Source organism: Billgrantia sulfidoxydans (genome assembly GCF_017868775.1).
GTDB classification, from domain to species: domain Bacteria; phylum Pseudomonadota; class Gammaproteobacteria; order Pseudomonadales; family Halomonadaceae; genus Halomonas; species Halomonas sulfidoxydans.
In genome coordinates, this window is record NZ_CP053381.1 from 2,691,779 (window position 1) to 2,717,111 (window position 25,333).

Sequence of the window (25,333 nt, forward strand, 5' to 3'; positions counted from 1 at the left end):
AGAAAGCGGGAATCGTGATGCTCGTTCAATTTCCCTTGCCTCACGAGTATGGCAAGCTTGCCTCTGGATGCCGAAGACTCGGCGATCGAGAGCCCAACCGAGCCCAAGCTCCCGCCGCGACTCCCGGTTCGTCGCCGCGAGCTCTCCCTAATGACGAGGAATGTCAGTCTTGATCAAGGTGCTCATTGTCGACGATCATCATCTGGTTCGCACCAGTCTTGCTCGCTTGCTTGAGAACGAAGAGGACATAGACGTGGTAGGCGAAGCCGCCAGCGGCGAGGAAGCCATCACCCTGTGCCGCCAACTCGAGCCCGACGTGATCCTGATGGACCTGCGCATGCCAGGCATCGGCGGCCTTGAAGCGACCCGCAAGATCATGCGCAACAACACCGACGTACGCATCCTGGCGCTGACCGGCTTCATGGAAGACAATTTCGCCCAGCGCATGCTCGACGCCGGCGCCGGCGGCTTCATCAGCAAGGATACCCAGGTACCGGACATGGTCGACGCCATCCGCAGCGTCTTCGCCGGGCATCGCTACATCAGTCCGGACATCGCCCAGCGCCTGGTGCTCTCCCGCTTCGATTCGGAGGAGAACCCCTTCGACAAGCTCTCGCAGCGCGAGCTGCAGGTGGCCATGATGATCGTCAATTGCCAGCGGGTCTCGGAGATCTCCGACCGGCTGTTCCTCAGCCCCAAGACCGTCAACACCTATCGCTACCGGATCTTCGAGAAGCTCGGCGTCGAGACCGACGTGGAACTCACCCACCTGGGACTGAAGCATGGCCTGATCGAAGGCTTCGACACCGCCAACTGACTGGGCCCTTCTGGTAACCTGTGGCTCCCATGCCAGACAGCCCGAGCGCCATGACCTTCGATTCGAGGCAGTTCCTTGCCAACCTCACACAAGCCCCCGGCATCTACCGGATGCTGGACGAGCACGGCGATACCCTCTATGTCGGCAAGGCCAAGCGTCTGAAGGCCCGCCTGGCCAGCTACTTTCGCGGCGCGCTCAACGCCAAGACCCAGGCCATGGTATCGCGCATCGCCGACGTACAGGTCACGGTGACGCGCAGCGAGATCGAGGCCCTGCTGCTCGAGCAGACCCTGATCAAGGAACTGCGTCCGCCCTACAACATCCTGCTGCGCGACGACAAGTCGTACCCCTTCGTGTTCGCCAGCGATCGTCACCCCTTCCCCGCCCTCGAGTACAAGCGTGCACGTCGGCGCCATGCTGACGGGCGCTACCTCGGCCCCTTTCCGAGCAGCGGCGCGGTGCGCGAGAGCCTCTCGCTGATGCAGAAGATCTTCCGCATACGCAACTGCGAGGACAGCGTCTTCGCTCACCGCACGCGCCCCTGCTTGCAATACCAGATCCAGCGCTGCAGCGCGCCCTGCGTCGGCCTGATCAGCGAAGCCGACTACCGGCGCGACCTGGAACACGCCATCATGTGCCTCGAAGGGCGCAGCGAACAGGTGACCCAGGAACTGACCGAGGCCATGGAGACCGCCAGTCGCGAGCTGGCCTTCGAGGATGCCGCCCGCCTGCGCGACCAGATCCAGCACCTGCGCCAGCTCCAGCACCGTCAGTTCGTCGACACCGAAGGGGGGGATGCCGACGCCTTCGCCCTGGCCGAACGCGAAGGAGCACTGTGCATTTCGGTGCTGGCGGTACGCCAGGGGCGACTCCTCGGGGCGCGCCACCACTCGCCTGACAATGGCCTGGGCCTGGAAGCCGCCGAGCTGCTGGGAGAATTCGTCAGCCAATACTACCTGGGCCAGGGGCGCGAAATCCCCCGCGAGGTGATCAGCAGCCTGCCGCTCCCCGACGGAGACATCCTGGAAAGCGCCCTGAGCAGCCGCGCCGAGCGCCGCGTACGGGTGACCCACAAGGTGCGCGGCCACCGCGGCCAGTGGCTCGAACTGGCGCGCACCAATGCCGAGCAGCAGTTGGCCAGCCGCTTGGCCAGCCAGAGCGAACTCGAGCGCCGCTTCGACTCCCTGCAGCAGACCCTGGGGCTCGAGGAGGCCGTCGAGAGGCTCGAGTGCTTCGACATCAGCCACAGCCATGGCGAGGCAACCGTGGCCTCGTGTGTGGTGTTCGACCGCAACGGCCCGCGAAAATCGGATTATCGGCGCTTCAACATCGAGGGCGTCACGGCCGGTGACGACTATGCCGCCATGCGTCAGGCTCTGGATCGGCGCTTCCGCCGCCTCGCCGAAGGCGAAGGGGTGACGCCGGACATCCTGCTGCTGGATGGCGGCAAGGGTCAGCTCAACCTGGCCCGTGAGGTGCTGAGCGAACTGGGGCTCACCAGCATTCGCCTGCTGGGCGTGGCCAAGGGCACCACGCGCAAGGCCGGCCTCGAGACGCTGTTCCTCGAGACGGTCGACCGCACCCTCGACCTGCCGACGGCCTCGCCGGCGCTGCACCTGATCCAGCACGTGCGCGACGAGGCCCACCGTTTTGCCATCACCGGGCACCGCAACCGGCGCGACAAGGCCCGGCGCAGCTCTGCCCTCGAAGACATCGACGGCATCGGCCCCAAACGCCGCCGGGAGCTGCTGCGCTTCTTCGGCGGGCTGCAGGGCGTCAAGCAGGCCAGCCGCGAGGAGCTCGCCCGCGTTCCCGGCATCAGTGCCACGCTGGCCGAGACAATTCATCGCTCGTTGCATGGATGATGCTGGCCGCTACAGATAGAATGGGGCCATTTCGGCTCTCCTGACCCAAGGCAAGGACCCCTCGCCACATGAACATCCCCAACATCCTGACGCTGGCCAGAATCGCCTTCATCCCGCTGCTGGTGGTGTTCGTCTACCTCCCTTATTCGTGGAGCATGCCGGTAGCGGCAGGCCTGTTCGCGCTGGCCTCGGTCACCGACTGGCTCGACGGCTACCTGGCGCGGCGCTGGAACCAGTCCACCCCCTTCGGCGCCTTCCTCGACCCGGTGGCGGACAAGCTGATGGTGGCCGTGGCCCTGGCCCTGCTCATCGAGCGCTTCGACAGTGTCTGGCTGACGCTGCCGGCACTGGTAATCATCGGTCGTGAGATCGTGATCTCCGCACTGCGCGAGTGGATGGCCGAGATGGGCAAGCGCGGCAGCGTGGCCGTCTCCTGGCTGGGCAAGATCAAGACGACCCTGCAGATGATCGCCCTGCTGCTGCTGCTGGCCTTTGCCCCCAGCACGCAGCTCTCCCTGCTGGGCGTCGTCACCCTGCATGTCGCCGCGATCCTAACGCTCTGGTCGATGCTGATGTACCTGCGCGCCGCCTGGCCCCACCTGTCCCGCTCGATGTGATCGAACGCCACCCGACGCCAACAAGTGATTGACACAAGCGAGCTTATCCGTATAATTCGCACTCGAGTCGAGCGGGAATAGCTCAGTGGTAGAGCATCGCCTTGCCAAGGCGAGGGTCGGGAGTTCGAATCTCCTTTCCCGCTCCAGTCTCTTCGTGAGGGAGACAAACGACTCAACGAGGCTGGATGGCAGAGTGGTCATGCAGCGGACTGCAACTCCGTGTACGCCGGTTCGATTCCGACTCCAGCCTCCATTCCTTACCCCTCGTCAGTTGTCTGCTCGAAACCGTGCCGCCCGGATGGCGAAATTGGTAGACGCAAGAGACTTAAAATCTCGCTAGTCAGCATGAAATATTCAATAAAATCAGAAAGTTGCACCTCCCACAATATCTCTATGTAGCGCTTATGTAGCATCGCCGGGGTGGTGGAATCGGTAGACACAAGGCACTTAAAATGCCTCGGCCCTTGGCCGTGCGGGTTCAAGTCCCGCCCTCGGCACCACCTCCGAACTACTCTGCGCACACGAAAAAGCCCCCGCATCCGCCAGGGCTTTTACTTTGGATGCAGCCATTACCGCGTCATGAAAGCTCTTTTCCTTGCGCCTCGAGGGTTCGCGCCTGCTCGTCGAAGCCTTCGGCGGCTCGTGAGCATTCCATAGCAGCAATGCCGGCTACCCGCTTCGCATGTTCCATGCCGTGCGGCGAATCGAGAAGCGCTAAGATCGCCTGAAAATGCGCCTCCGCACCTTGTAGACGCTCACGCGCCAGAGTCGTGGTGTCGTAGTGCCCATCGATAGGCAGGTTAGTATCATTGTGTGGCATATCGGCGTCTCCCTTTAGTGGCTGCCGGTGTGTATGGCCCTGGGGTGTTGCTGCACCTCGGGGCTTATTTCTTCTGTTCGTGCTCCAGGCCCGCATCTATCAGCGCACGCACCGCTGTTGCTCGCGTCACTGGCTGGCGCGTCACCTTCTCCAGCTTCTTGCGGTACTCCTCCACCCTTTGCAACAAATCTGCAGATAGCCGGATCGTGACATGCTGGTCGTGTGGTGCCATTCTGCGCCTTTCTCTGTGTTCGGTTGTGTTACAAGGTAGCCGAACCAATCACGCCAAGCAAGACCTCTTTTGAGCTCTACTGCTTTCCCCCATTGGTGGGTATTACGAAGGTTTCGTAAAACGACCCGCAGCCTGGGCACTTATCAGAGGTCACTACGAAATTTTTGTAGTGACGTGCGAATCAAATTGCCGGGCTTTTCGGTATATCTCGTCCACGCGGGGGGGGGTTGCGATGCGTCCAAACCTGGACGCACCTTCCTGAGCAAGGGGTACGCAAATTGCGTCGGCCTTGGCTACCGATTCAGCCCCCCGGTCAAATTGACCGACCAGCATGGGCAAGGGGGTACCCAAACCGATTTGGCCTTGGGATACCAGGGGTGTGAACTGGGCTCACCTCCTTACCCGTGCCGGTCGGTCAATTTGACCGGGGGACTGAACGGAACAGACCCCGAACCACCCATAACCCCCAATGGGGGAAAAGTGGTAGCGCCGAAGCCCTGGGTATCTAGCCGAACCTGCCGCGCATCTTACCCGGCCCCAGGTCGGCGTCCATGTCCTGCTCTAAGGCATCCAGGCGGCTCTCTAGCCACTCGATGACAGCCTCATCATTGCGAGCCATGGCCCACTTGAGGCGACGCATCAGGCGTTCGTGCTCTACCTGCAAGCGATCGGCACGGTAGGCGCTGGAATCGCGCATCTTGTGTGAGAACGGGTCGCGCTTGGCCATGTGGATCTCCTCGGCATGAAAATGCCCGCCACCACCTCCCGAAATGAGGTGCGCGGGCTGTCGGGGTTTTTCGCAACCGGGGCACTCGCCGACTGATCCCCATCGCCCTGGACTAGGCGTGTAGCTTTCTCATCAGCTCAAGGTGCCGATTTACGGCCTCGCTGGGCTGACGCTTATCGTTCGGGTGTTGGCGTCCCTGGTGGCCATGACGTTTTTGCCGCGCTTGCTGGCGGGCAATATCTGCGGCCTGCAAGGATGATTCTTTGCCGTAGCTCATGATTTCCACTCCATCGGGCGTCCATAGGCGTCGATGCGCTGGGCCTGGTCCATCATCAGCTCGGCCCCTTCGACGCGGCCTTGGTCTGAGGTCATTACCTGGCCGCTGTGCCGGCGCTTCATGAATGCTTGGTAGATAGCGTCTCGGCTGTCCTGGGCGTAGGTCGTGGCCGCGTCCGTGATTGCCATGGCGGGTGCGACAGACTCACCATTGCGCACAACACGGCTTGCACGACTAGGCGCGGGGCTGGCCGAATCCTTACCGCTGCGTCGGGCAACAAAGTCTTGGTAGGCCGCGTCTCGAACGGCCTGGGCATCGTTGGTGCGCATTACAGTTCCTCCACCAGCTTTTGTGTCTGGACGATCTCAACCACGCCGTCTTTCAGGTAGGCGTTGAACGTCGCATCATTCCTTGCTGCCTCGAATTGCTCTGGCGTCAGCTCGTTGTGGCCGGGGGCAAGCTTGGTACCGTTCTTGAGGCCAATGCCGGCGCGGTGATTGAACACGCCAGCGGAGTAGCCCACGTCCAGGCGGGTCGTGTAGAGCTTAGGGGCAGCCTGTTGGAGCGCCTGCATCAGCCGGTCAGCCTCGCTCAGCTCCTCGGCCTTGGCGTGCATCTCCTTGCTCAACTTCTCCATAGCTGCTGGGTCCAGCGTCTCGGCCATGGCCTGCAAGTCAGGAACGCGGAGCAGTGAGGCCCAATCCTTCGGCAGCTCAATTAGGCCGGTATCTGCTCGCTCGACTGCGGCCACCACCAGCGCGGCGTACATCTTGGCGCGTTGTTCATGGCTGTAGCCCCGCGTTGCTCCGATAATGCTGCGAGTTAGGAAAGCGCCGTCTCTGGCCTGGGCGGGCGTTAATCCTTGGTCGGCTCGGGCGATGGCGTATTGCTGAAAGACCAGCGCGGCACGCTCGGCAGTGATGGCCTTCTTGGCGGCTGCCTCGATGATGGCTTTCAGGCGCGGCCTATTGGCCTCTGTGTCGGTGTCAGCCGTCAGGGAGGTATGTAGTTCTTCTGCCTTGTCGAGCGCCTTCTGGTGGGCTTGCTGGGCGATCTTGGCGGCCTGCCGTTGGGCGGCGTCCTGCTCGTGGATCAAGCTATGCAGTTCGGCCAGGGCTGTCTTGGTCATGGTTGCGTCCTCTGTCGGTCGGTGGGTTATGCGTAGGGTTCTTGCCAGTCACGTGCGGCTTGTGTGGCATGAGTGCTCAAGCGGCGATCCACGGCAGCCGCTACGGCCTCGGGGTCGGTGGCGCCGTTGATGTGGAAATGGTTGGTCTGACTGCCCTGGTAGCGCTCGGGGAAGGATTCGCGCATCTGCTGGCGTAGGTATTCCCGATCCTCGGGCGTGAAGGTGCCGCGCTCCTGACGCTCTCGAATGGCGTCCAGGGCATCCATGTTGAGGCCGCGCTGCAGCTCATCTCCTCCAATGCCGCCAGGCACTCCGCCTCGCTGCATCTGCTGGATGGTGTCGAGCGTTTCGGGGTGCAGGTCAGGTATCCAAGTGTCGGCACCCCGGTCGATTCCTGAGCGCATTAGGTCGGACCATGCCGCGTCTACGGCGCTGGGCTGGCGTAGCTGAAACTCGGGCTCAAGCTCTACGGCGCTGGGCTGGCGTTCCCGGCGAAGTTGAGGCAGGTTGAGTGCGCCGGTGTTCGGACCTCTCAGCTCAGGGCGCGGCAGATTGTCCGGCACAAGATCCTCGATCGGTGTGAATAGCCAATCAGGCAGGTCGATACCGAAGGCTTCATTCACATCTTCAGCGGTCCAATTCCACATCGACATAAGGCCGCCAATGCCGGCAGCACCAACCAGGGTGGTCCCAGTCCCGACGGCTCCACCCATCATGCCAAGACCCTTCCTGCCGGCCTCAGCAGCCACAAGTACGCCGATACCGGCTGCAGTTGCCTTGATGTACGGCAGCGCCTCCTCGAACCCTTCTCCAAATTGTTCACGGTTATCGGCTAAGGTCTCAGCGAACCGGTCTAGGGCTTCGGACAAATCGGGAAGTATGCGCTCGCTAATTTCATCAGATACGCCGCCAATGGAATGCGACAGCTTGCCCAGGCTGCTGTTGAAGTCCTGGGCCGTCTGGATCATGTTCTGCGTGACAGGCCGCAAGCGCTGCGCATCTTGCATCAGGCTCTGAAAAGTCTCGGGGCCGGCATCGAATAAATTGAACAGAGAGCCCATCCCGAGTGAGCTCAGCATGCTGCGTAGCCGCTGCGTATCCATTCCAGCAGTGGCCATGGATAGGCGCTCCACAGCATCTGCAGCATCCTGGGCTCCCATGATGACTGACGAGTCGATACCGTGCATTTGCAGCGCTACCAGAACATCTGTGCCTTTGCCCTGCTTTAGGTCATCCAGCCAGCCGGTCATGGTCTCGAGCGCGCCCTGGGCATCGATTGCGTTGCCGCCCACCTGGTCTAGGACATAAGCCAGGTTGCTCGCATATTCGGCTGAAACGTCGAGGCGGTTGGTATATCGACCCAGCTGGTCGTAGTGCTGCGCAAAGCCCATTGTGAGCTGTTGCATGCCAAACCCACCGCCGACCGCTGCAGCAAACTGCAGCGCCGCCGAGCGCACGCCATTGAACATGGTTTCAGCTTGGCGGAAGGACTGGACATCGGAGTCGAGGCCCAGCTCGACCATGAGTGAGTCGATATGGTTGTTAGCCATGGGGTCGATACCTCTCTGTCAGGTTCATAGCCAGTCCTTGAACGGGCGGAGCTGGCGTTTCAGTCCAAGCGTTGTCACGACGCCAGCCACGCTGTTAGCGAGGTCGTCATGTCCGCCTGGGCCATGGTCGATAGTGTCCTTGCCGCTGCGTGCCGTGCGGCGCTCAAGGCTGACTAGCTCTTTCAGGAGCTGGGCATTCTCGGGTAGCGAGACTCGACCGCTGTTCATCAGCGGGAGCATGTCGCGGTACAGGTCGGAGCGAGGCCGGTCGGCAATCTCGTAGGTGATGCCCTGGTTGCGATACAGCTCGCGGGGGAACTCGCCTGCGTAACGGTCGCCGGTCACGCTTGAGATACGGTATTGCTTCAGCAGGTCAGAGAACTCGGCTACCACTGCCTCGGGCGAGAACGGCGGCTTACGGCTGCGTATGGCGTCCACCACGGCGACGCTGCCTTCCAGGTGGCCGATGGCCAGGGTGAAAGCGTCTTTGCCGCTGCCGCCTGCTGGATCGGTGAAGGCGGTATAACGGGTGCCGGTGATTGGCGGTAGCTCGATGCGGCCAAGCTCGGTGCAGGCTTCCACCACTTCGCGAGTCAGGAAGGCTTCAACGTCGCTGCGGAACTCAGCCAGGTATTCGGCCTTGGCGCTGGCCTCGTCACGCTCCAGGGCACGCTCCACAACGCGGGCGGGCAGTGTCGGATTCATGACGCGGCTTGGCGCCTGGGCTACCAGAATCTCGCTTTCCTTGCCGAAGTCCCTGCGGTACGTCTCCCAAAGCTCACCACGGCGGGCGTATGGGCTGGACAGTGCCACCAGGCGGCCCCCAAGCGTGGCCATGGCGGGACGAATGGCGTTGATGATTTCCTTGTCTGGGTTCGCGCTGTCCTCGCTACGCCAGAACGCTATCTCGTCGGCAATGACCAGCGGGGTCGAGTAGCCACGAACGGCACGGAAAGACGCGGTGTGAACCTCGATAGTGCAGCGGTTGGTCAGGTCGATGCTCTCGGCATCCTGACGCTCTACCAAGGCGGCCAGCATGGGGTTGGATTCAATCAAGCCAGTGATGTAGCGGAACGCGGAACGAGCCTGCTTGCGGTCGGCAGCCAGGACCATAACGGTAGCTCGCTCGCCTGGGCTCAGCTTGTCGCGGTAGTCGCGGAAACATGCTTCAAACACAGCCAGCAAGGCCGCTGCCTGGCTCTTACCACCACGTCGGCCTACTACCAGCCATAGCTCCTCAGCGGCGCTTGTGGGGGCAGAGCGGCGGGTTATCTGCTGCCATGCGTCCAGCTCATCATCTTGCAGCGGCAAGCCATAGAAGCCAGCCAGCAATGCACGCCAGCCAAGGAAGGATTCGTCCCCGAACTGGCCCCCGAACAATGCCGGGTCGATCATCGCATCGCGGATCGTGACGCTCATGCGTGGCTCTCACGTGCGGCGAGATAGTCAGCCAGGCTCGGCACGTCGCGGGCCTTACGCTCCAATCCCAACTTGGCGAGGATGCCTTGCAGACCGTTAGCGGCCTGAATCCAGCGGGACACGTCGAACTCTTTACCCTCGGCCAACTCCACTTCCTGCTGCTGTAGCCAGTATTCAAGCCATAGGGCACGCTCCACTAGGGAACGCTGGGCATAGCTCAGGCTCTCGGCTCCGCCAAGGTCTGAAGTCATAGCGGCGTATCGGCTGCGCATGGTCTGGGCAATGCCGGTTCGGCCATCCAGGGTGGACAGCCAGCCGGGGGAATACGTATCAGGTGGCGCTTGTAGCTTGGTCATATGCGGCCTATTCCGGGGCTATCTGATCCATATCTGATACCTATTTTATCTAAAAAAAATATAATTCATATATAACAGCAGCTTGAATAGCTTTTATTAGGGACTACATATCCCTTCCATTATCAAAATACGCTGTTCTTAGGGGTAGGGCCTAAAATTGTTAACTTTTGTTGCACCATCAGGTTAACTACCCCCTTCCTGTCCGAAACTTGTCCGAAACTTGTCCGGTTCCCGTCCGAAACGTCCGAAAAGCTGTGTCCGTCCGTCCGAAACCCCCTAGACGGGGTTCGGGACGGACAGCGGACAACGGACAGGACAGTAAAAACCCCGCTCGATGGCGGGGTATGGATCAGGTCAGGTATACGTGTGGATGGTCTACTCGAATGGCTCCCTGCTTCTCTAGGGCTTGCCGTGCTTCTGAGAATCGTCGCCGATCGGTTAGGCCGCTGGCTTCTTTCAGGGCTTCAATGTCGATGCGTGGCTCCCTGCCTGTGCCTTCTAGCCTGGCTTCGGCTTCCCGGTACAATGTCCTCAGAGCTTCGAGCAAGCGGGTCTGATTCTTCCCCTTGCCTGCGCTGGAATTGCTCTTTCGGATCGGCTCATAGCCAGCCAGCAAGTCGAGGTAGCAGCTTGTTGACGGACTGCCGTCCTCCTCACGGATCTCTGGAAGCTCCGCCACCTTGAGCGAAAACGCCAGGTTAGGCGGGGGCGCCGCGTCCTTCATGTCGATGGCTTCCATGACAATGGCCCCGGCAGCGTCCCGAGTAATGCTAAAACTTGAGTCGATGGCACCGCGGAGTGCTATAGACCCTCGCGGCCCGCTGGCCTCATCCTTGCCGGTGTGATGGACCACCAGGGCAGTGGCGTTCCAAGGTCGGCGGATCTGGTCAACGTGCTGCACAAACCGATTCATATCCTCGGTCGCATTCTCGTTACCGCCAAAGTTGCGGGCCAGGGTATCCACCACTATCAGGCTGGGTGCGCCATGCTCCTCAGCCATGCGGGCAATGGTGTTACCTACCATCATGGCGGCCTCGAGGTTCATCAAAGGGATTGCCGTAGGGGTGACGCCAATCCTTAGCTGTGAGGCTTCGACGCTGTTGGTCTGCATCCAAGCAAGGAAGCGGCGAGAAAGCCCTGCATGTCCCTCACCAGCGATATAGAACACGGTACCTGTCTTGGTGCGGTGCCCCTTCCACTCTAGGCCGCTGGCGATACAGCAAGCCCAATCGATAGCCAGGAAAGACTTTCCGCACTTAGGCGGGCCATAGATCAGCGCCAGGCTGTCCGCCTCCAGGTGGCCCTTGATGAGCCACTGGGGCGGCCTGACGTTGCGCACCATGTCCCAGACCATGGTGTAGCCGGGATGCCGCTCGGGCTCGTCATTAATCGCCGTGTCCAGGTGTTTCTTCGCCAGGCTCATCCCCTCACCTCCGAATCGAAGTACCAAGGGGACTCAAGCCACAGGTCGGCAAAGTCCGTTCCTTTGTGCCCCAGCCTGGCAGTTGGCCATACACAGCGACCCCCTACCGCGGCTGCCGCTTCCTTGCCGAGCCTGACGCCTGGATTGTCCTCCCGGTCATCACTCGGACCGTGGTCATTGTCGGCGTAGACGATGATCGGCGTCTTGGGGTGGCGCTTGCGCAGACTCAGGCAAACCGCCTTGAGGTTTCCCGCATCCATGGCGGCAGCCACAGCACATCCAAAGCCCATATGCACAGCGATAGCCGTGCCGACGCCTTCGCAGACAGCGATGTAGTCTTTGACGTGGCCCAGCGGCCAATAGGCGCCCTGCTTCGCGGTACCAGTGAGAAAGCGCTTTTCTCCGGTCGGGCTAATCGTCTGGTAACCGATGACGCCATGTCCATCGGTTAGGAACGCCACCAGATCAGGCCCTTTCTGACGAAGCGAAAACGGCTCGATGCGCTTCCTCGCCAGATACGGGTGCAGCGGGCTGGCTTCCGGCAGGCGGTGAAGCTCCTCTTGCGCCTCTGCTGCCGCCTGGGCGTGCCTCCGGGCCTGAGCTAGCCGGTACTCGCGGCGCCGGCGATCGGCTTCCTCGCGCGCCCTGCGGGCTTTCTCAGGGTCGCATGGCCCTTTGTCAAAGACATTGTGTTGTTCGCCTGTTGACCAATCGCCCCAGACAGCGAAGTCGTGACGGCAAACGTACCAAATGCGCTTATTGCCGCGCTTGCCATCGGGATGGTCTAACCGGTGAATCTCGCCATCTGCGATGACGTGGGGGTGAGCTAATCCGGTTGAGGCGAGTTGTTCCCGCAGGGCGTCCTGTACGTCTAGTTGCTCTGAAAGCGCGGCATAGACCGCCCAAGCGCCGACCGGCTTAGGGTGCGTGCTTCGGCGAGCAGTGCTATTATGAAATTCGTCAGATTTATCTGAATGCGCCCAGCCTCCCCCAAGGTTGGGCGTTTTCTTTTGGATCATCATTAGCCATCACCTCCTGTTGTGGAGGTGCGCGCGTTTTCTTCGAGCCACTCGAGAACATCATCAGCGCGATAACGGACATGCCGGCCAAGTTTAATAAAGCGGGGGCCTTCGCCAGCCCATCGGGCACGCTCACACCAGGCAGTAGACTTGCCGAGATAGTTGGCAAGCTCGCGCTGATTCATGAGTTTGGGAAGGATGGCGACAGCTTCGGGAGGGAGGGTTGTAGTACTCATAACTTGGACTCACTCGCTAATTGCTTTGAACGAGTCCAGTTTTAAGAATTACCGCTTTCCAATCGTGGGATAAGTTCGGCAGGAACTTTTACCACGGGCTATGTGCGGCGCACCTTCAAATAACGTTTTCGCCCATTGGCCGTGCGCGACTCCTTCCACAAGCCCCTTGCCTTAGAGGTCGAGATGTTCGCCGCCAAGGCCACGTAATGCGCCGCGTTATGCGGCTGGCCGGTAGCCGGCTCATCGTTACCTGTCGGAGGAATGTCGTAGAAGCTGCTAATATTATGAATAGCAAGCACGATACATGCATCAGCGATATCCTTCTTTCCGGCGCCTCCGCCCTGCTCTGCCGGCTGCGACACTTCCCGGCGCAACGCTTTTGCCCCGAACTCTACTAACTCGGTCGGTATCTCAGATCTCTGCTCTAGCAATTTCGATAATAAGTATTCGCACGCCCGGTAAGAAACCTGCCGCTGGCTAGACTCAGAAACTAACCAAGCAAGCCGCCCTTTATCGCTTACCGTGAAGGTAAGAGCCCCCCTCTTATCTGCTTCTGTTGCGGCCTCGTGGTTCGCGGTGCCTGGCATTAAATGGGCGGTAGAGGGCGACCAAGATTCGCCACAGCTATCTTCTATCTCAATGCCGGTTGACCACGCCAGGGACTTTACGAACGATTCTTGCCCATCAAATAATCTTTCTGAAGCAGGCACGCTTGAGCCGTACTCGATGCTATCAGCCGTCTCAAGGTCGCCATACCGGCGAAAATGGCGTGCCAGCTCCTGCTTGGCGACGATTAGCGCTACGTCCGGCGATAGCTTCATGCCCGCGCCCTCATCTCGATAACCTTGGCGCCTGGCTCGGACTTTCCTTCGACCATGCGGTAAAGCATCTCCAGGGATTCCAGCTTCTCATCAGCGAAGGCGTGGTGCTGGTAGTGCTTGCGCTGAACAGTGCCCATACCGTGACTCAGCAGGTGCGCCAGCACATCAGAGGACACGCGGTAAGGTTTGGCGATCAGGCGCGTCTCGACGGTAGCGCGGATCGAGCCGGCCGTGAACGGTCCGTTCTCCAGCTCCTCGGCCTTCTCCATCTCGGCGCGGATACGCTTCACTATGTCATTCAGAAATGCGTTATGAATGGGGGTCTTGCCGCCGTCGCAGCTAAAGACGTACTGGCCTCCACCAGTGATACGGTCGATTGCTTCCAGTGCCTCGGGTAGCAGCGGGATTACATGGATGCGGGGTTCTGTCCTACGGCCCTTGTAGTCAAGGATTCGCATGCTCGGTCCGTCCCGGTCGATGTCAGCCAGGGTGACGCGGGCAAGTTGTTGCTGGCGCTGGCCGCCTGTCAGGACGTGAAGCATGGCCAGGGAGCGGTGAGGTTCAGGAAGCGCCTTCACTCGCCGCCAGTAGGCGCGGAACTCAGCCAGGCTCAGCGCTCGATCCTTGGCATTGCTGCTGCCCTTCACCTTGCGCATATCTCGGGCCGGGTTGTACGTGATCTTGAGCCGGCGCATAGAGGCCGGCATGTTCACATCGCCGCGTGCATTGATGGCCTCGCTGAAGGCAGTGCGTATATAGCTGCGGATCTTGTCCGCCTGGCGGGGCTTACCCTCATCCTTGAGTTTGCCGACGATCTGCATGCAGTCCTCGAGCTGAATCTTGCTCACTGGTGCAGCCCATAGCTTCGGGAACGCCTTTTCAATGTCCCTGGCTATCTGATTCTTGACGTTGGAAGCGGATAGTTTACCCTGCTGCTCCAGCAACTCGACGTAGGCGCTCATAAGGTCGCCAAACGTTGGCTCGATCTTGTTGGTCGCATCCTTGGGGCTTGGATCTTGTCCTAGCTCCATCATCGATTGAATGCGCTTGGCGTCCTTACGGGCCTGCTCTGCCGTGATTCGGCCCAGCTTGCCTATGGTGATCTTCTTCAGCTTGCCCTTGAGGCGACCCTGGTAGAAGAATGCCCTGGACCCGCCAGGTGAGACGCGAACACCAAAGCCAACGATGTCGGTATCCCAGAAAACGAGCTGCTTGCCCTCGACCGGGGCTAGGCGCTCAACCGTTGTCTTGGTCAGCTTGATCTTAGAGGTCATGGCGGGATGCTCCCTAGCGGATATGTAGCAAATATGTACCGTGCAGGTTCAAAGCTACGCAAACAACCTAGGGATTATTTTAGGGTAAGTGCCTGTGAAATAGCAAGTTTTGGTGCTACATGGGATTTGTTCAAAGGTAGCTATCTGGACTTAAAATCTCTCGGTGGCAACACCGTGCCGGTTCGAGCCCGGCTCCGGGCACCAACGAATTCAGCCCTCACTCGCTATCGTCCCCTGCAACCTGTCACGGCGGCCAAGACCGGTGCTGTTGGTGGATGACGAATACAGCCATTTCCGCATTTTGCTGCTTAACGCAAACTGCTCGGGATCGCTGTCATCCAAGACCAACTGGGGCCTCGAGCAGCAGCGCTCGGCAGGATTCGACAAGCGAGGCCTGCGTGTCGCGCTCGGCCTGCAGTGCATCCAACCGGCGGCACATTTCCGGGGACGCCATTCCCCTGGTAGACGGCGAGTTCCGATAGCGGATATTGGCTGCTCATGACTGACCCTCTTCAGCTTGGCGGCATAGGCCATTGTCGCGGCCTTGAGCCTGCTCGGCCCTTTCTTTGATCGTGGCGCGCACAACGGACATCTCCTCCCATGAGTTTTTTATCGGCCGCGCCTCGTCGTGCTTGAACGAGAAACCTGCCTGCTTCCGTGCATCGTGGATGCGGTGGGCGTCATGGAGCCTCATGAAAAGGCGCCAGACTGATCGTTGGCGCCATGCTACAATCGCGCATTCTTCAACGATCTCAGTCAGCTAAGCTCCTGATAGAAAAGGGAACCGAAGTGCAAGCGCAGCCCCGCGACGAACTTGAAACTTCACGTTGGCAATACCGTGCCGGTTCGAAGCCGGCGCCGGGCACCAGGCGCTCCGCCGCCCACGCCTCCCTATCCTGTTGGGCCCCTTTGCGGCATGCTGGCTGATGCAACAGTCTCCAGCGAGAATGCGCATGGCCCCTATCCGTCCGGCCCGTAGCGAACACGACGTTCTTATCATCGGTGGCGGCGTTGCCGGCCTGACCCTGGCGCTGCACGTCGCCGGGACGCGCCGCGTCACCCTGGTGCGCCCCGCCAGCGACGATCAAGGCGCCAGCCGCTGGGCCCAGGGCGGCATTGCCGCCGTGCTCTCGCCCCAGGACGACTTCGACGCTCATGTCGCCGACACGCTGGTCGCCGGCGATGGCCTGTGCGACGAGCGGGCCGTGCGCTTCACCGTCGAGCAGGGGCCCGCGGCCATCGAGTGGCTGCTCTCTCTCGGTGTACCGTTCACGCGCGACGAAAGCCCAAGCGCCAGCTACCCCTATCACCTGACCCGGGAAGGCGGGCACGGCGCCCGCCGCATCATTCATGCCGAGGATGCCACCGGGCGCGCCGTGCTCGACACCCTGAAGAGCCACGTCGAGGCGCATCCGGCGATCGCCATTCGCGACGACCTGGTCGCCATCGGCCTGATGGGCGATGCCCAGCAGCGCTGTCGCGGCGCCCGCTGCGTGGACGAACGAGGCCAGCTGCAGGAGCTGCTGGCCGGCGATACGGTACTCGCCACCGGCGGTGCCAGCGGACTTTACCGCCATACCACCAGCCCCCACCCGGCCAGCGGCGAGGGCATGATGATGGCCGCTGAGCTGGGCGCCGAGCTGATGAACCTCGAGTTTCAGCAGTTCCATCCGACCTGCCTCTACGACCCGGGCGGCCCGCCCTTCCTGATCAGCGAAGCGGTTCGCGGTGAAGGCGGCAGGCTTTACAGCACGGATGGGCATCGCTTCATGCTCGAGCGGGACGAGCGCGCCGAGCTGGCGCCTCGCGACATCGTCGCCCGCGCCATCGACGCCGAGATGCAGCGTACCGGCTCGCCCCACGTCTGGCTGGACGTGACCCATCTCGGCGACGCGGCCATTCGCAGCCACTTTCCCACGATCCACGCCCACTGCCTGCATCGCGGGCTAGACATCACCCGTGCACCGATTCCGGTCGTGCCCGCCGCCCACTACAGCTGCGGCGGCGTTGCCACCGACCTCGACGGCAGCTCCAGCGTGCCGCATCTGTACGCCATCGGCGAAGTCGCCTGCACGGGGCTGCACGGCGCCAATCGCATGGCCAGCAACTCGCTGCTGGAGTGCCTGGTCTACGCGCGCAGCTGCGCCGGCAAGCTGGCGCTGCGCGCCCCCGCCGCCACGTCTTCGCCGACGGCGGGCACCGTGGGTACAAAACGGGTGGAAGCCCATCGCGTCGAGCAATGGCGCACGGCCATGCGCGACATCATGAGCCGCCACGTGGCCATCGTGCGCCGCGACGCCGGTCTGGAGGCCGCCTCGCGCGAGCTGAGCGAGCTGAGTCGAGAGATACAGGCCGCTGTCGAAAGCGCTGCACCCGATACGGCACTGGCCAGCCTGTGGCACGCCGTCAGGCTGGCCCGCCTGACCGTGATGGCGGCTCGCCAGCGCCGCGAGTCACGCGGCCTGCACTTCAACCCCGACTGCCCGCCCCACGACCAAACCGGCCTGGCGCCACGCCCTTCCCGGCTTCATCTGGCCGATCTCCCCGACTGAAGGACCCGCGCCGTCCGCCACCGACGCCTTGCCCCTAGCGAGCCAGCGCCCGCCGCAGTTGGCGCCGCGCTTCGCACGAGGCGCTGTCGGGCCACAGCCAGGTCCGTCGACGTTCGATGTCCAGCGCGATCAGCCAGGGGCCACGATAGGCGCAGCGCAGCCTGACGGGAACCGCCTCGGCAGCCGCCGCCGGGCGCCACAGCCAGCGCCAGCCGCCACCGGCTTCCGGTTGCATCTGCAGCTCACCGTGGGCCTGTCCACGCCAGAGCCACCCGCCCAGCCACAACAGCCACCCCAGGGCCGGCAGCGCCAGCCATCCGGGCGCATGGCTCAATACGCTGGCGGTGACCGCCAGCGCCAGCAGCCACTGGCAGCCCCAGGCCAACCTAGACGGGACGATGCGGATCGTTATCGGCGTTCTCGGCATGTTGCTGAATCAGCGTCACGATGCGGCGAAACTGCGGATCGGGCTCCTCGCGCTGCATCAGCCAGGCAAAGAGATCCTGGTCCTCGCCCTCGATCAGCGCGCGATAGGCCGCCTGGTCCCCGGCGCCGAGCCCATCGTAGCAGTGCTCGAGAAAGGGGATCAGCAGCAGGTCGAGTTCCCACATCCCGCGCCGGGAGTGCCAATAGAGCCGCTTGCGCAGGGCAGCGGCATCGGGGGTATTCGCTTCGCTCAACGTCGGCCTCGATGGTAGGAGGAATGAGGCACCAGTATACCGGAGCCGGAAAAATGGGGCAGCGCTTCGACCCGCATTGCCCCCTCTCTCTTGACCATGGTCGTAGTGCGTTGTTTTATCTCGGTTTGAGCAGTATGCTGACGGGAGAACAAGAATGCCACCCAGGTCCCACCGGACCAGGAAACGCCTGGAGATGACCCGATGACCAAATCCGAGTTGATCGAACAGATCGCCATGCGCCAGCCTGAGCTCTCGATCAAGGAAGTCGAATCCGCGGTTCGCCTGATTCTCGACGACATCACCGACACGCTGGCCGAGGGGGGACGGGTCGAGATCCGGGGGTTCGGCAGCTTCTCCCTGCACTACCGGGAGCCGCGGGTCGGTCGCAACCCCAAGACCGGCGAACCGGTCGCACTGGAGGGCAAGTTCGTGCCACACTTCAAGCCTGGCAAGGAACTCCGCGAGCAGGTCAATGCCAGCCGCGCCCTCGGCTATTAATACTTTCGTCATTCACAAGGGATAGACACATGCGTTGGCTCAAAGGCCTGATCCTGGCCATCATCCTGCTGGCGGTACTGCTTGTCGGCATTCTCTTCGCCGTCAACAACCAGCAGACGGTACCGCTCAACCTGATCTGGATGGAGCTGCCGGCCGTATCGCTCTCCGTGTGGCTGCTGGCCGCCCTGGTCTGCGGCGTGGTACTGGGCATGCTGGCGATGACAGGGGTCTGGCTGAGGCTGCGCACCGCGCTCTCGCGCGCTCAGCGCTTGAATCGACAACAGCGCAAGGAACTCGACCGTCTTCGCGTTCAGGAGCTCAAGGAACTGCCGTAAATGCCTGATGCCCTGCTGCTTGTACTGCTGATGGCCGCCGTTGCCATTGGCTGGTGGCTAGGCCGCCGTGAGCGCCAGGGCAGCCGCGATCACGCGCCATCGAACACGCTGTCACGGGACTACTTCGTCGGCCTGAACTACCTGCTCAACGAGCAGCCCGACCGCGCCATCGAGACCTTCGTCAGCGCGCTGGAAGTGAACAGCGAGACCATCGACACCCACATCACCCTGGGCAACCTGTTCCGCACCCGCGGCGAGGCCGACCGCGCCGTCAAGATCCACCAGAACCTGCTGGCCCGCCCCACCCTGACGGTTCTGCAAAGCGAACAGGTGCAGCTCGAGCTCGCCCGGGACTTCCTTCACCTGGGGCTGTTCGATCGCAGCGAGCGGCTACTCCAGCAGCTGGTGAACGACGCCAGCCACGACGACTTCCGTCATTCCGCCAAGCGCCTGCTGGCGGACCTCTTCGATCGCGAGGGAGAGTGGCAGGCCGCCTTCGACGTGGCCTACCCCAGCCTGATTCGTCGGCACGAGGACATCCGCCGTGCAGCGGCCCACTGGCTCTGCGAGATGGCCGACCAGGAACGCCGCTCGGCAAGCCCGGGGCTGGCCCGCAAGCACTTGCGGCGCGCGCTATCCATCGACCCGCGCTGCGTGCGCGCCAACCTGCTGCTGGCGGCACTGGCCCAGGATACCGGGCACTATCGCGATGCCATCCGTATCCTCATGCGCATCCCCGACCAGGATCTGGACATGATGCCAGTCGCGCTGGAACCGCTGCATCATGCCTTTGCGATGCTGAATGACGAAGCGGGACTGGTGGATTGCCTGGAGCGACTGCTCGAACGCGCCCATGTGACCAGCCTGATCATTCTGCTGGCGGAGACCCAGCGCAAACGCCACGGGCTGCAGGTGGCCATCGAGCTGGTCAGCGAACAGCTCAATCGGTCGCCGAGTCTGGGCGCCCTCGACTATTTGCTGGACCTCTACCAGCATCAGCAGCAGGAACAGGGGGCTCCCGACGACCGGCTGCAGCTGCTCAAGCAGCACACCCATACCCTGCTGACGGCACGGCCGAGGCATCGTTGCCAGCGCTGCGGGTTCGCCGGCCAGCCCCTGCACTGGCAATGCCCCAGTTGCCGCAGCTGGGGCACCACCCGTCCCATCACCGGCATCGAGGGGGAGTGAGGCTCAGCCCCGGGCCAGTTCCTGCTCGATGGCCGTCAGCGCCGCCATCGGATCGTCCGCCTGGGTCACCGGCCGACCGATCACCAGATGCGTGCTTCCCGCCGCCAGCGCTGCGGCCGGCGTCATCACGCGCCGCTGATCGCCATGCTCGGCACTGCGCGGCCTGATTCCCGGCGTCACCTTGAGGAAGTGTTCACCGCACAGCTCGCTCAGCCGAGCCGCCTCCTGCGCCGAGCACACCACCCCGTCCATGCCGCACCGATGCGCCAGCACGGCCAGGCGTTCGACATGCTCGGCCGGCGTGGCCGCGACGCCCACCTCGGCGAGGTCCTCTGCCGTCATGCTGGTCAGTACCGTCACGGCGATCAGACGGGTCGCCAGCGCGTGGCGATCCAGGCGTTCCCGTGCGGCCTCCATCATGCGCCGGCCACCGCCGGCATGCACGTTGACCATCCACACGCCCTGCTCGGCGGCCGCCTGTACGGCGCCGGCCACAGTGTTGGGAATATCGTGGAACTTGAGGTCGAGAAATATCTGAAAGCCGCGCCCATGCAGCGCATCGATCACCTCCGGGCCACTGCGGGTGAACAGCTCCTTGCCCACCTTGACGCGGCAGCGCTCGGGGTCGAGCCGGTCGGCCAGGCACAAGGCGGCATCGAGAGAGGGATGATCGAGGGCGATGATCAAAGGCGAATCACTGGACACGTTGGGGCTCCGGCTGCGGGGGTGATGGCCCGATTATACCAGCCACTGCCGGTTCACCGTTCTCTTCAGCCTGAACTATGCTCTTACCTAATATGAGCACGCCAGCACACGCCCGCTGTGCTCACCTCGTTCCAGGCACCACGACAACGACAACGGCTATGCCACGCATGCCCCTGAATCGATGGACCGGGAGGACTCCATGACAAGCGAACAACGCATTGGCCCGATCGTCCTGCCTGACAGCCGAGCCCAGCGAGTGCTGACCTCACTGCTGGAAGGCTCCGGCGTGACTCTCAACGGCGACGCGCCCTGGGATCCACAGATTTATCATCCTGACTTCTGCTCGAGAATCCTGCGCCAGGGTTCCCTGGGGCTGGGGGAGTCGTTCATGGATGGCTGGTGGGAATGCGAGCAGATCGACGAGATGGCCTGCCGCCTGCTCCTGCATGGCCTGGGCGAGCGGGCCCGCCCCCCTGCAGATCGCCTCATGTATCGTCTCCAGGCGGGGCTGCTCAACCTGCAGAGCAAGGCCCGGGCCTACATCGTCGGCGAAGCACATTACGATCTGGGCAACGACCTGTTCGAGCGCATGCTCGACCCCACCATGAGCTACTCCTGCGGCTACTGGAAAGACGCCGCGACGCTTCACGAGGCCCAGCTCGCCAAGCTCGAACTGGCGTGTCGCAAGCTCGAGTTGCGCCCCGGCATGCACGTGCTGGACATCGGCTGCGGCTGGGGCAGCTTCGCCGAGCATGCGGCCCGTCATCACGGGGTCTCGGTAACCGGCATCACCATCTCGCGGGAACAGGCGGAGCTGGCCAGGGAACGCTGCGCCGGCCTGCCCGTCGAGATCGAACTGAAGGACTATCGCGAACTGGCCGGCTGCTTCGATCGCATCGTCTCCATCGGCATGTTCGAGCACGTGGGCCATCGCAACTACGAGATCTACTTCCAGACCGTCGAACGCCTGTTGGCCGAGAATGGCCTGTTCCTGCTGCATACCATCGGCTCGAACCGCTCCGAGATCAGCGTCGATCCCTGGATCGACCGTTACATCTTCCCCAACGGGGTGCTGCCTTCGGCACGCCATATCGCCGATGCCAGCGAGGACCTGTTGCTGATGGAGGACTGGCACAACTTCGGCCCCGACTATGACAGAACGCTGATGGCCTGGCGCGACAACTTCGATGCCCACTGGCACGAGATCGCCGATCGCTACAGCCAGCGCACCGAGCGAATGTTCCGCTACTACCTGTCGGTATGCGCCGGCGCCTTTCGTGCGCGCGACCTTCAGCTCTGGCAGGTCGTCTTCTCCCGCGGCAGGCGGACGCGCTACGACGCACCGCGCTGAAGCCTCACGCCGCATGAGGCGTTATCTTACAAGCGCTGTAGGCAATTTCTTACAGCTTCCGCTAGATGATTTACGCTCTGTTACAACGTATATTAGACATTCTCTCAACGGCTCCCTTCCGTAGCTGGGTGGCTTCGCGTAGAAGCCAAGCATGCCCGTGACAAGGTACCGAGCCGTTACATAACAACACCAGGACTCATGCCTGTACGCAGCAGGCCACAAGGGACGCCCGCATGTCTGAAGAGAATGCCATGACGGGAGGGGAGCTGAATGAACCGACCAGCATGCGTGACTTCACGGAACGCCTGCCCGGCGTCGTCTTTCAGTTTCATCGTGACCATCACGGGCACATGCATTTCCCCTACCTGGCCGGAAGCGGCACCGGCCTGCCAGGAATCGATCGCGACGCCTTGAACCAGGACGCTCGCCACATGCTCGACCGCCTGGATGAGGAGGACTACCCGCGCGTGATGGCCGCCATCGAACGTTCGGCTCGCTGGCGCATCCCCATCGCCACCAAGTTCCGCATCCGCCTGTCGGGTCGCCGCTGTCGCTGGGTCGCGCTTCGAGCCCAGCCGGAGGATTCGGCGACCGGCGTGCTCTGGCACGGACTGATGATCGACATCACCGAACAGATGGCCGAGGAGGCCAGGCTACGCCGGCTCTCGGATACCGACGACCTGACCGGCCTGGCCAACCGCCGCAGGCTGATGACCCGGCTCGACGAGGAGATCGCGCGGAGCAATCGGCATGGAAGCCCGCTCTCCCTGATGTTGCTCGACCTGGATCACTTCAAGCGCATCAACGATACCTGGGGACACCTGCAGGGCGACCAGGTACTCGCCGAATTCGCCACCCTGTGCCACCAGCTGCTGCGCGAGGAAGACATCATCGGCCGACTCGGCGGCGAGGAGTTTGCCGTGCTGTTGCCCTTGACCCCGCTGGTCGCCAGCCACCCGCTGGCCGAACGGCTGCGCCACGCCATTGCCGCGCACGATTTCGGCATCGAGGCCGGCCAGGTCACCGCCAGTATCGGGCTTGCCGAGTACCGCCTGGGTGAGTCGAGAGACACCCTGATCGGCAGGGCCGATCGCAGCCTGTACGCGGCCAAGCATCAAGGGCGCAACCGCGTCATCAGCGGCTGAACATGCCGCCTCCCGTCGACACCCCATGTGGCAGATTGCGCAAGGCGATGGCATCATGGACAGGATGCGGGCCATGCAGAATGACGGTCCGACGTTGCCACGATTCCCTATTGTCGCCAGACCGACGAGGTAGCGAAACAACATGTTCGAACATATTGAGCGGGTCCCCGGGGACGCCATCCTCGGCCTGATCGAGGCCTTCAAGAAGGATACCAATCCCCAGAAGGTCGATCTCGGCGTCGGCGTCTACAAGGACGCCCAGGGCAACACCCCGGTGATGCGCGCCGTCAAGGAAGCCGAGGCCCTGCTGCTCAAGAACGAAACCACCAAGACCTACATCGGCTCCCACGGCGCGCCCGAGTACGGCGAAGTGATCCTGCCGATGGTGCTGGGCGAAGGCTCACCGGTCCTCGCGCCGGCCGCGCCAGCGGCGACGCAGTCGCCGGGTGGCACCGGCGCCCTGCGCCTGGCGGCCGACTTCATCAGTACCCAGCTCCCCGGCAAGGGCATCTGGGTCAGCAATCCCACCTGGCCGAACCACCACGGGATCTTCACCGCCGCCGGCATCGAGCTGCACAAGTATCCCTACGTCGACGCCGAGAATCGCCTCGATTTCGACGGCATGCTGGCCGCGGTCCAGCAGATTCCGGCCGGCGACGTCATCGTGCTGCACGCCTGCTGCCATAACCCTACCGGCTTCGACCTCTCCCGCGAGCAGTGGCAGCAGATTCTGGAAGTGGTCCGTGAGCGCGGCCTGCTGCCTCTGATCGACTTTGCCTACCAGGGCTTCGGTGAGGGTCTCGATGAAGACGCCTACGGCGTTCGCCTGCTGGCCGAGAACCTCGACGAGGTGATCATCACCAGCTCCTGCTCGAAGAACTTCGGTATCTACTGCGAGCGCACCGGCTGCCTGATCATGGTGGCGAAGAACCACGAGCAGATGGAGAACATCCGCTCTCAGGTGGCGATCGTCGCCCGCGAGAACTACTCCAATCCGCCTGCCCATGGCGGCGCCATCGTCAGCGAGATCCTCCACTCCGCCGAGCTTGCCGCCATCTGGCGCGAGGAGCTCACCGAAATGCGCGACCGCATCAACACCCTGCGCCGCGATTTCGTCGAAGCGCTGAAGCCCTATGGGCTCGACCAGAAGTATGCCTGCGTGGCCGAGCAGCGCGGCATGTTCTCCTATACCGGCCTGCAGCCGGAGCAGGTCGACCGCCTGCGTGACGAGTTCGGCATCTACATGGTACGTTCGGGCCGCGCCAACGTGGCCGGCTTCTCCCACGAGAACCTGCCCTACCTGGCCAAGGCCATCGCCGCGGTCAACTGATCCTACGCTCGCAGTCACGCCCCGCCCCGGCCTTGTCGGGGCGGGCTGAGCCGACGCACGTGCGACCAATCTTTTTTACGTAGGCGATCCGTCGAAGAGCGGGCGCATATTCTCGATCAGGTAGCGATCATCGAACCCGGCCTCATGCTTGAGCGCCTCCAGGTCCGGTATCGTCACGCGGTAGCGCTCGCGGAAGATCAACCCGTCGTCGTTCAATGCCGTGAAGGTTCGGCTGACATGGACCGGGCTGAGCCCGAGCAGGTCGGCCAGAATCTCCTGCGACAGCGGCAGGCGAAAGCTTTCGCAACCGTTACCGTGGGTCTGCTTGATGCGCTGGCACATCTCGAGCAGGAAATGCGCCAGCTTCTGGCGTGCGTTGCGCCGCGCCAGGTTGACCAGGCGCTCCGTCAGCATCACCTGCTGGCGGCTGGCGATGGCGAACAGGATCGAGGTGAGGGTAAAGGACTGGCGGAAGATGTCGACGAGGTGACGATGGGGAAAGAAGCAGACTTCGCCGTCCTCAATCATCTGCACCCCGGCCAGGCGCTGCGAAAAGGCAAATTCGCGCAGGCCGACGATATCGCCGGGCAGGTAGATATCCAGAATCTGACGCGTACCGTTCTCCAGCTCACGGTAGGAGAACGCCCAGCCGCGCTTGAGCGTGCAGAATTCGTGGGCCCGGTCGCGTTCCTCCCACAGGGGGAAGCCGGCCTTGACCGTGGTGGCGCTGTCCTCCAATCGAAACAGCAGCGCCTTGTCCTCGGCGGACAGCGGATAGTACTGATTGAAATGCCGAACGATGCAGCTCTCGTCTGGGTTCATCGAGCATCCCCCCTGAATTCATGAATGCGCCAAGCGACCCCCAGCGCAGCGAACCCCCGCAATGAGCCACTTCATCTTACGTGCTCGCCCTGCGGGTGAATACGACAAAGGCAGTCTTGACCAAATAGTCAGACAGTAGTCACAC

At 62.4% G+C, this 25,333-nt stretch carries 28 protein-coding genes and 3 tRNA genes; 13 read left to right on the plus strand and 18 right to left on the minus strand.

From position 1 onward, the window contains the following. Positions 1-169 precede the first annotated feature (169 nt). The 6 genes from uvrY to HNO51_RS12440 all read left to right on the plus strand — a co-directional run bounded on the left by uvrY (position 170) and on the right by HNO51_RS12440 (position 3,799). Positions 170-817 (plus strand): UvrY/SirA/GacA family response regulator transcription factor, encoded by a 648-nt coding sequence (gene uvrY / locus HNO51_RS12415; RefSeq protein ID WP_197451034.1) that lies wholly within the window; start codon positions 170-172, stop codon positions 815-817. 50 nt (positions 818-867) lie between these two features. Further along, on the plus strand, positions 868-2,682 hold the full coding sequence (gene uvrC / locus HNO51_RS12420; protein WP_209539233.1) for an excinuclease ABC subunit UvrC: 1,815 nt from the start codon (positions 868-870) through the stop codon (positions 2,680-2,682). 68 nt (positions 2,683-2,750) lie between these two features. Then, positions 2,751-3,299, plus strand: a complete 549-nt coding sequence (gene pgsA, locus HNO51_RS12425) for a CDP-diacylglycerol--glycerol-3-phosphate 3-phosphatidyltransferase (protein ID WP_197447670.1) — start codon at positions 2,751-2,753, stop codon at positions 3,297-3,299. Between the two features lie 71 nt (positions 3,300-3,370). Further along, positions 3,371-3,445: transfer RNA gene (locus tag HNO51_RS12430), tRNA-Gly, on the plus strand. A gap of 33 nt (positions 3,446-3,478) precedes the next feature. Next, positions 3,479-3,552 (plus strand) — tRNA-Cys (locus tag HNO51_RS12435). A 161-nt stretch (positions 3,553-3,713) separates the two neighbouring features. After that, positions 3,714-3,799, plus strand: a tRNA-Leu gene (locus tag HNO51_RS12440). Between the two features lie 77 nt (positions 3,800-3,876). Here HNO51_RS12440 and HNO51_RS12445 read toward each other — a convergent pair. The 14 genes from HNO51_RS12445 to HNO51_RS12510 form a co-directional block, all read right to left on the minus strand. Continuing rightward, positions 3,877-4,119, minus strand: coding sequence for a hypothetical protein (locus tag HNO51_RS12445; RefSeq protein ID WP_209537570.1), 243 nt, complete (start codon positions 4,117-4,119; stop codon positions 3,877-3,879). Positions 4,120-4,183: 64 nt separating this feature from the next. Continuing rightward, complete coding sequence (locus HNO51_RS12450) at positions 4,184-4,351, minus strand: hypothetical protein (RefSeq protein ID WP_209537571.1); 168 nt, start codon at positions 4,349-4,351, stop codon at positions 4,184-4,186. A gap of 505 nt (positions 4,352-4,856) precedes the next feature. Then, positions 4,857-5,078: a hypothetical protein gene (locus HNO51_RS12455; RefSeq protein ID WP_209537572.1), complete on the minus strand. Its 222-nt coding sequence runs from the start codon at positions 5,076-5,078 to the stop codon at positions 4,857-4,859. 112 nt (positions 5,079-5,190) lie between these two features. After that, positions 5,191-5,355: a hypothetical protein gene (locus HNO51_RS12460; RefSeq protein WP_209537573.1), complete on the minus strand. Its 165-nt coding sequence runs from the start codon at positions 5,353-5,355 to the stop codon at positions 5,191-5,193. After that, entirely contained in the window at positions 5,352-5,684 is a 333-nt protein-coding gene (locus tag HNO51_RS12465; RefSeq protein WP_209537574.1) for a hypothetical protein, read from the minus strand. The genes HNO51_RS12460 and HNO51_RS12465 overlap by 4 nt, the downstream gene beginning before the upstream one ends. Continuing rightward, positions 5,684-6,484, minus strand: coding sequence for a hypothetical protein (locus HNO51_RS12470; protein WP_209537575.1), 801 nt, complete (start codon positions 6,482-6,484; stop codon positions 5,684-5,686). The genes HNO51_RS12465 and HNO51_RS12470 overlap by 1 nt, the downstream gene beginning before the upstream one ends. Before the next feature lie 26 nt (positions 6,485-6,510). Beyond that, entirely contained in the window at positions 6,511-8,034 is a 1,524-nt protein-coding gene (locus tag HNO51_RS12475; RefSeq protein ID WP_209537576.1) for a phage tail tape measure protein, read from the minus strand. A 24-nt stretch (positions 8,035-8,058) separates the two neighbouring features. Further along, positions 8,059-9,453: a hypothetical protein gene (locus HNO51_RS12480; protein ID WP_209537577.1), complete on the minus strand. Its 1,395-nt coding sequence runs from the start codon at positions 9,451-9,453 to the stop codon at positions 8,059-8,061. Continuing rightward, on the minus strand, positions 9,450-9,809 hold the full coding sequence (locus HNO51_RS12485) for a hypothetical protein (RefSeq protein WP_209537578.1): 360 nt from the start codon (positions 9,807-9,809) through the stop codon (positions 9,450-9,452). Before HNO51_RS12485 ends, HNO51_RS12480 begins: the two co-directional genes overlap by 4 nt. A 349-nt stretch (positions 9,810-10,158) precedes the next feature. Beyond that, entirely contained in the window at positions 10,159-11,232 is a 1,074-nt protein-coding gene (locus HNO51_RS12490) for a helicase RepA family protein (RefSeq protein ID WP_209537579.1), read from the minus strand. Next, entirely contained in the window at positions 11,229-12,254 is a 1,026-nt protein-coding gene (locus tag HNO51_RS12495; RefSeq protein ID WP_209537580.1) for a toprim domain-containing protein, read from the minus strand. The genes HNO51_RS12490 and HNO51_RS12495 overlap by 4 nt, the downstream gene beginning before the upstream one ends. Continuing rightward, positions 12,254-12,487 (minus strand): helix-turn-helix transcriptional regulator, encoded by a 234-nt coding sequence (locus tag HNO51_RS12500; protein WP_209537581.1) that lies wholly within the window; start codon positions 12,485-12,487, stop codon positions 12,254-12,256. The genes HNO51_RS12495 and HNO51_RS12500 overlap by 1 nt, the downstream gene beginning before the upstream one ends. Before the next feature lie 98 nt (positions 12,488-12,585). Next, positions 12,586-13,308 carry a hypothetical protein gene (locus HNO51_RS12505; RefSeq protein WP_209537582.1) on the minus strand — a complete coding sequence of 241 codons (723 nt, stop codon included), beginning with the start codon at positions 13,306-13,308 and terminating at the stop codon, positions 12,586-12,588. Then, positions 13,305-14,582 carry a tyrosine-type recombinase/integrase gene (locus HNO51_RS12510; protein WP_209537583.1) on the minus strand — a complete coding sequence of 426 codons (1,278 nt, stop codon included), beginning with the start codon at positions 14,580-14,582 and terminating at the stop codon, positions 13,305-13,307. The genes HNO51_RS12505 and HNO51_RS12510 overlap by 4 nt, the downstream gene beginning before the upstream one ends. Before the next feature lie 953 nt (positions 14,583-15,535). Between HNO51_RS12510 and nadB the strand changes: the two genes are divergently transcribed. After that, a complete protein-coding gene (gene nadB / locus HNO51_RS12515; protein ID WP_209537584.1) occupies positions 15,536-17,134 on the plus strand; it encodes an L-aspartate oxidase in 1,599 nt (532 codons plus the stop codon). A gap of 34 nt (positions 17,135-17,168) precedes the next feature. On the opposite strand, the gene HNO51_RS12520 is transcribed toward nadB, so the two are convergent. Together HNO51_RS12520 and HNO51_RS12525 are read right to left on the minus strand one after the other, a co-directional pair. Beyond that, positions 17,169-17,561: a hypothetical protein gene (locus HNO51_RS12520; RefSeq protein WP_209537585.1), complete on the minus strand. Its 393-nt coding sequence runs from the start codon at positions 17,559-17,561 to the stop codon at positions 17,169-17,171. Beyond that, positions 17,521-17,814, minus strand: coding sequence for an FAD assembly factor SdhE (locus HNO51_RS12525; RefSeq protein WP_197447675.1), 294 nt, complete (start codon positions 17,812-17,814; stop codon positions 17,521-17,523). Before HNO51_RS12525 ends, HNO51_RS12520 begins: the two co-directional genes overlap by 41 nt. Before the next feature lie 201 nt (positions 17,815-18,015). On the opposite strand from HNO51_RS12525, the gene HNO51_RS12530 reads away from it, so the two are divergent. Genes HNO51_RS12530 through lapB form a run of 3 tightly spaced genes read left to right on the plus strand, consistent with a single transcriptional unit; the run spans position 18,016 to position 19,835 of the window. Further along, complete coding sequence (locus tag HNO51_RS12530) at positions 18,016-18,312, plus strand: integration host factor subunit beta (protein WP_086508802.1); 297 nt, start codon at positions 18,016-18,018, stop codon at positions 18,310-18,312. 29 nt (positions 18,313-18,341) lie between these two features. Beyond that, positions 18,342-18,647, plus strand: a complete 306-nt coding sequence (locus tag HNO51_RS12535; RefSeq protein WP_111414137.1) for a LapA family protein — start codon at positions 18,342-18,344, stop codon at positions 18,645-18,647. Then, entirely contained in the window at positions 18,648-19,835 is a 1,188-nt protein-coding gene (gene lapB / locus HNO51_RS12540) for a lipopolysaccharide assembly protein LapB (RefSeq protein WP_209537586.1), read from the plus strand. Positions 19,836-19,838: 3 nt separating this feature from the next. Here the strand turns inward: lapB and pyrF are convergent, their stop codons facing one another. Continuing rightward, positions 19,839-20,540 carry an orotidine-5'-phosphate decarboxylase gene (gene pyrF / locus HNO51_RS12545; RefSeq protein WP_209537587.1) on the minus strand — a complete coding sequence of 234 codons (702 nt, stop codon included), beginning with the start codon at positions 20,538-20,540 and terminating at the stop codon, positions 19,839-19,841. A gap of 199 nt (positions 20,541-20,739) precedes the next feature. On the opposite strand from pyrF, the gene cfa reads away from it, so the two are divergent. The 3 genes from cfa to HNO51_RS12560 all read left to right on the plus strand — a co-directional run bounded on the left by cfa (position 20,740) and on the right by HNO51_RS12560 (position 24,366). Next, positions 20,740-21,891, plus strand: coding sequence for a cyclopropane fatty acyl phospholipid synthase (cfa, locus tag HNO51_RS12550; protein WP_209537588.1), 1,152 nt, complete (start codon positions 20,740-20,742; stop codon positions 21,889-21,891). 233 nt (positions 21,892-22,124) lie between these two features. Then, a complete protein-coding gene (locus HNO51_RS12555; RefSeq protein ID WP_209537589.1) occupies positions 22,125-23,036 on the plus strand; it encodes a GGDEF domain-containing protein in 912 nt (303 codons plus the stop codon). Between the two features lie 142 nt (positions 23,037-23,178). After that, the gene (locus HNO51_RS12560) at positions 23,179-24,366 is read left to right on the plus strand and encodes an amino acid aminotransferase (protein ID WP_209537590.1); all 1,188 of its coding nucleotides are present in this window, start codon (positions 23,179-23,181) and stop codon (positions 24,364-24,366) included. A 75-nt stretch (positions 24,367-24,441) separates the two neighbouring features. Here HNO51_RS12560 and HNO51_RS12565 read toward each other — a convergent pair whose 3' ends face one another. Next, positions 24,442-25,188: a Crp/Fnr family transcriptional regulator gene (locus HNO51_RS12565; protein WP_197447681.1), complete on the minus strand. Its 747-nt coding sequence runs from the start codon at positions 25,186-25,188 to the stop codon at positions 24,442-24,444. Between the last annotated feature and the right edge of the window lie 145 nt (positions 25,189-25,333).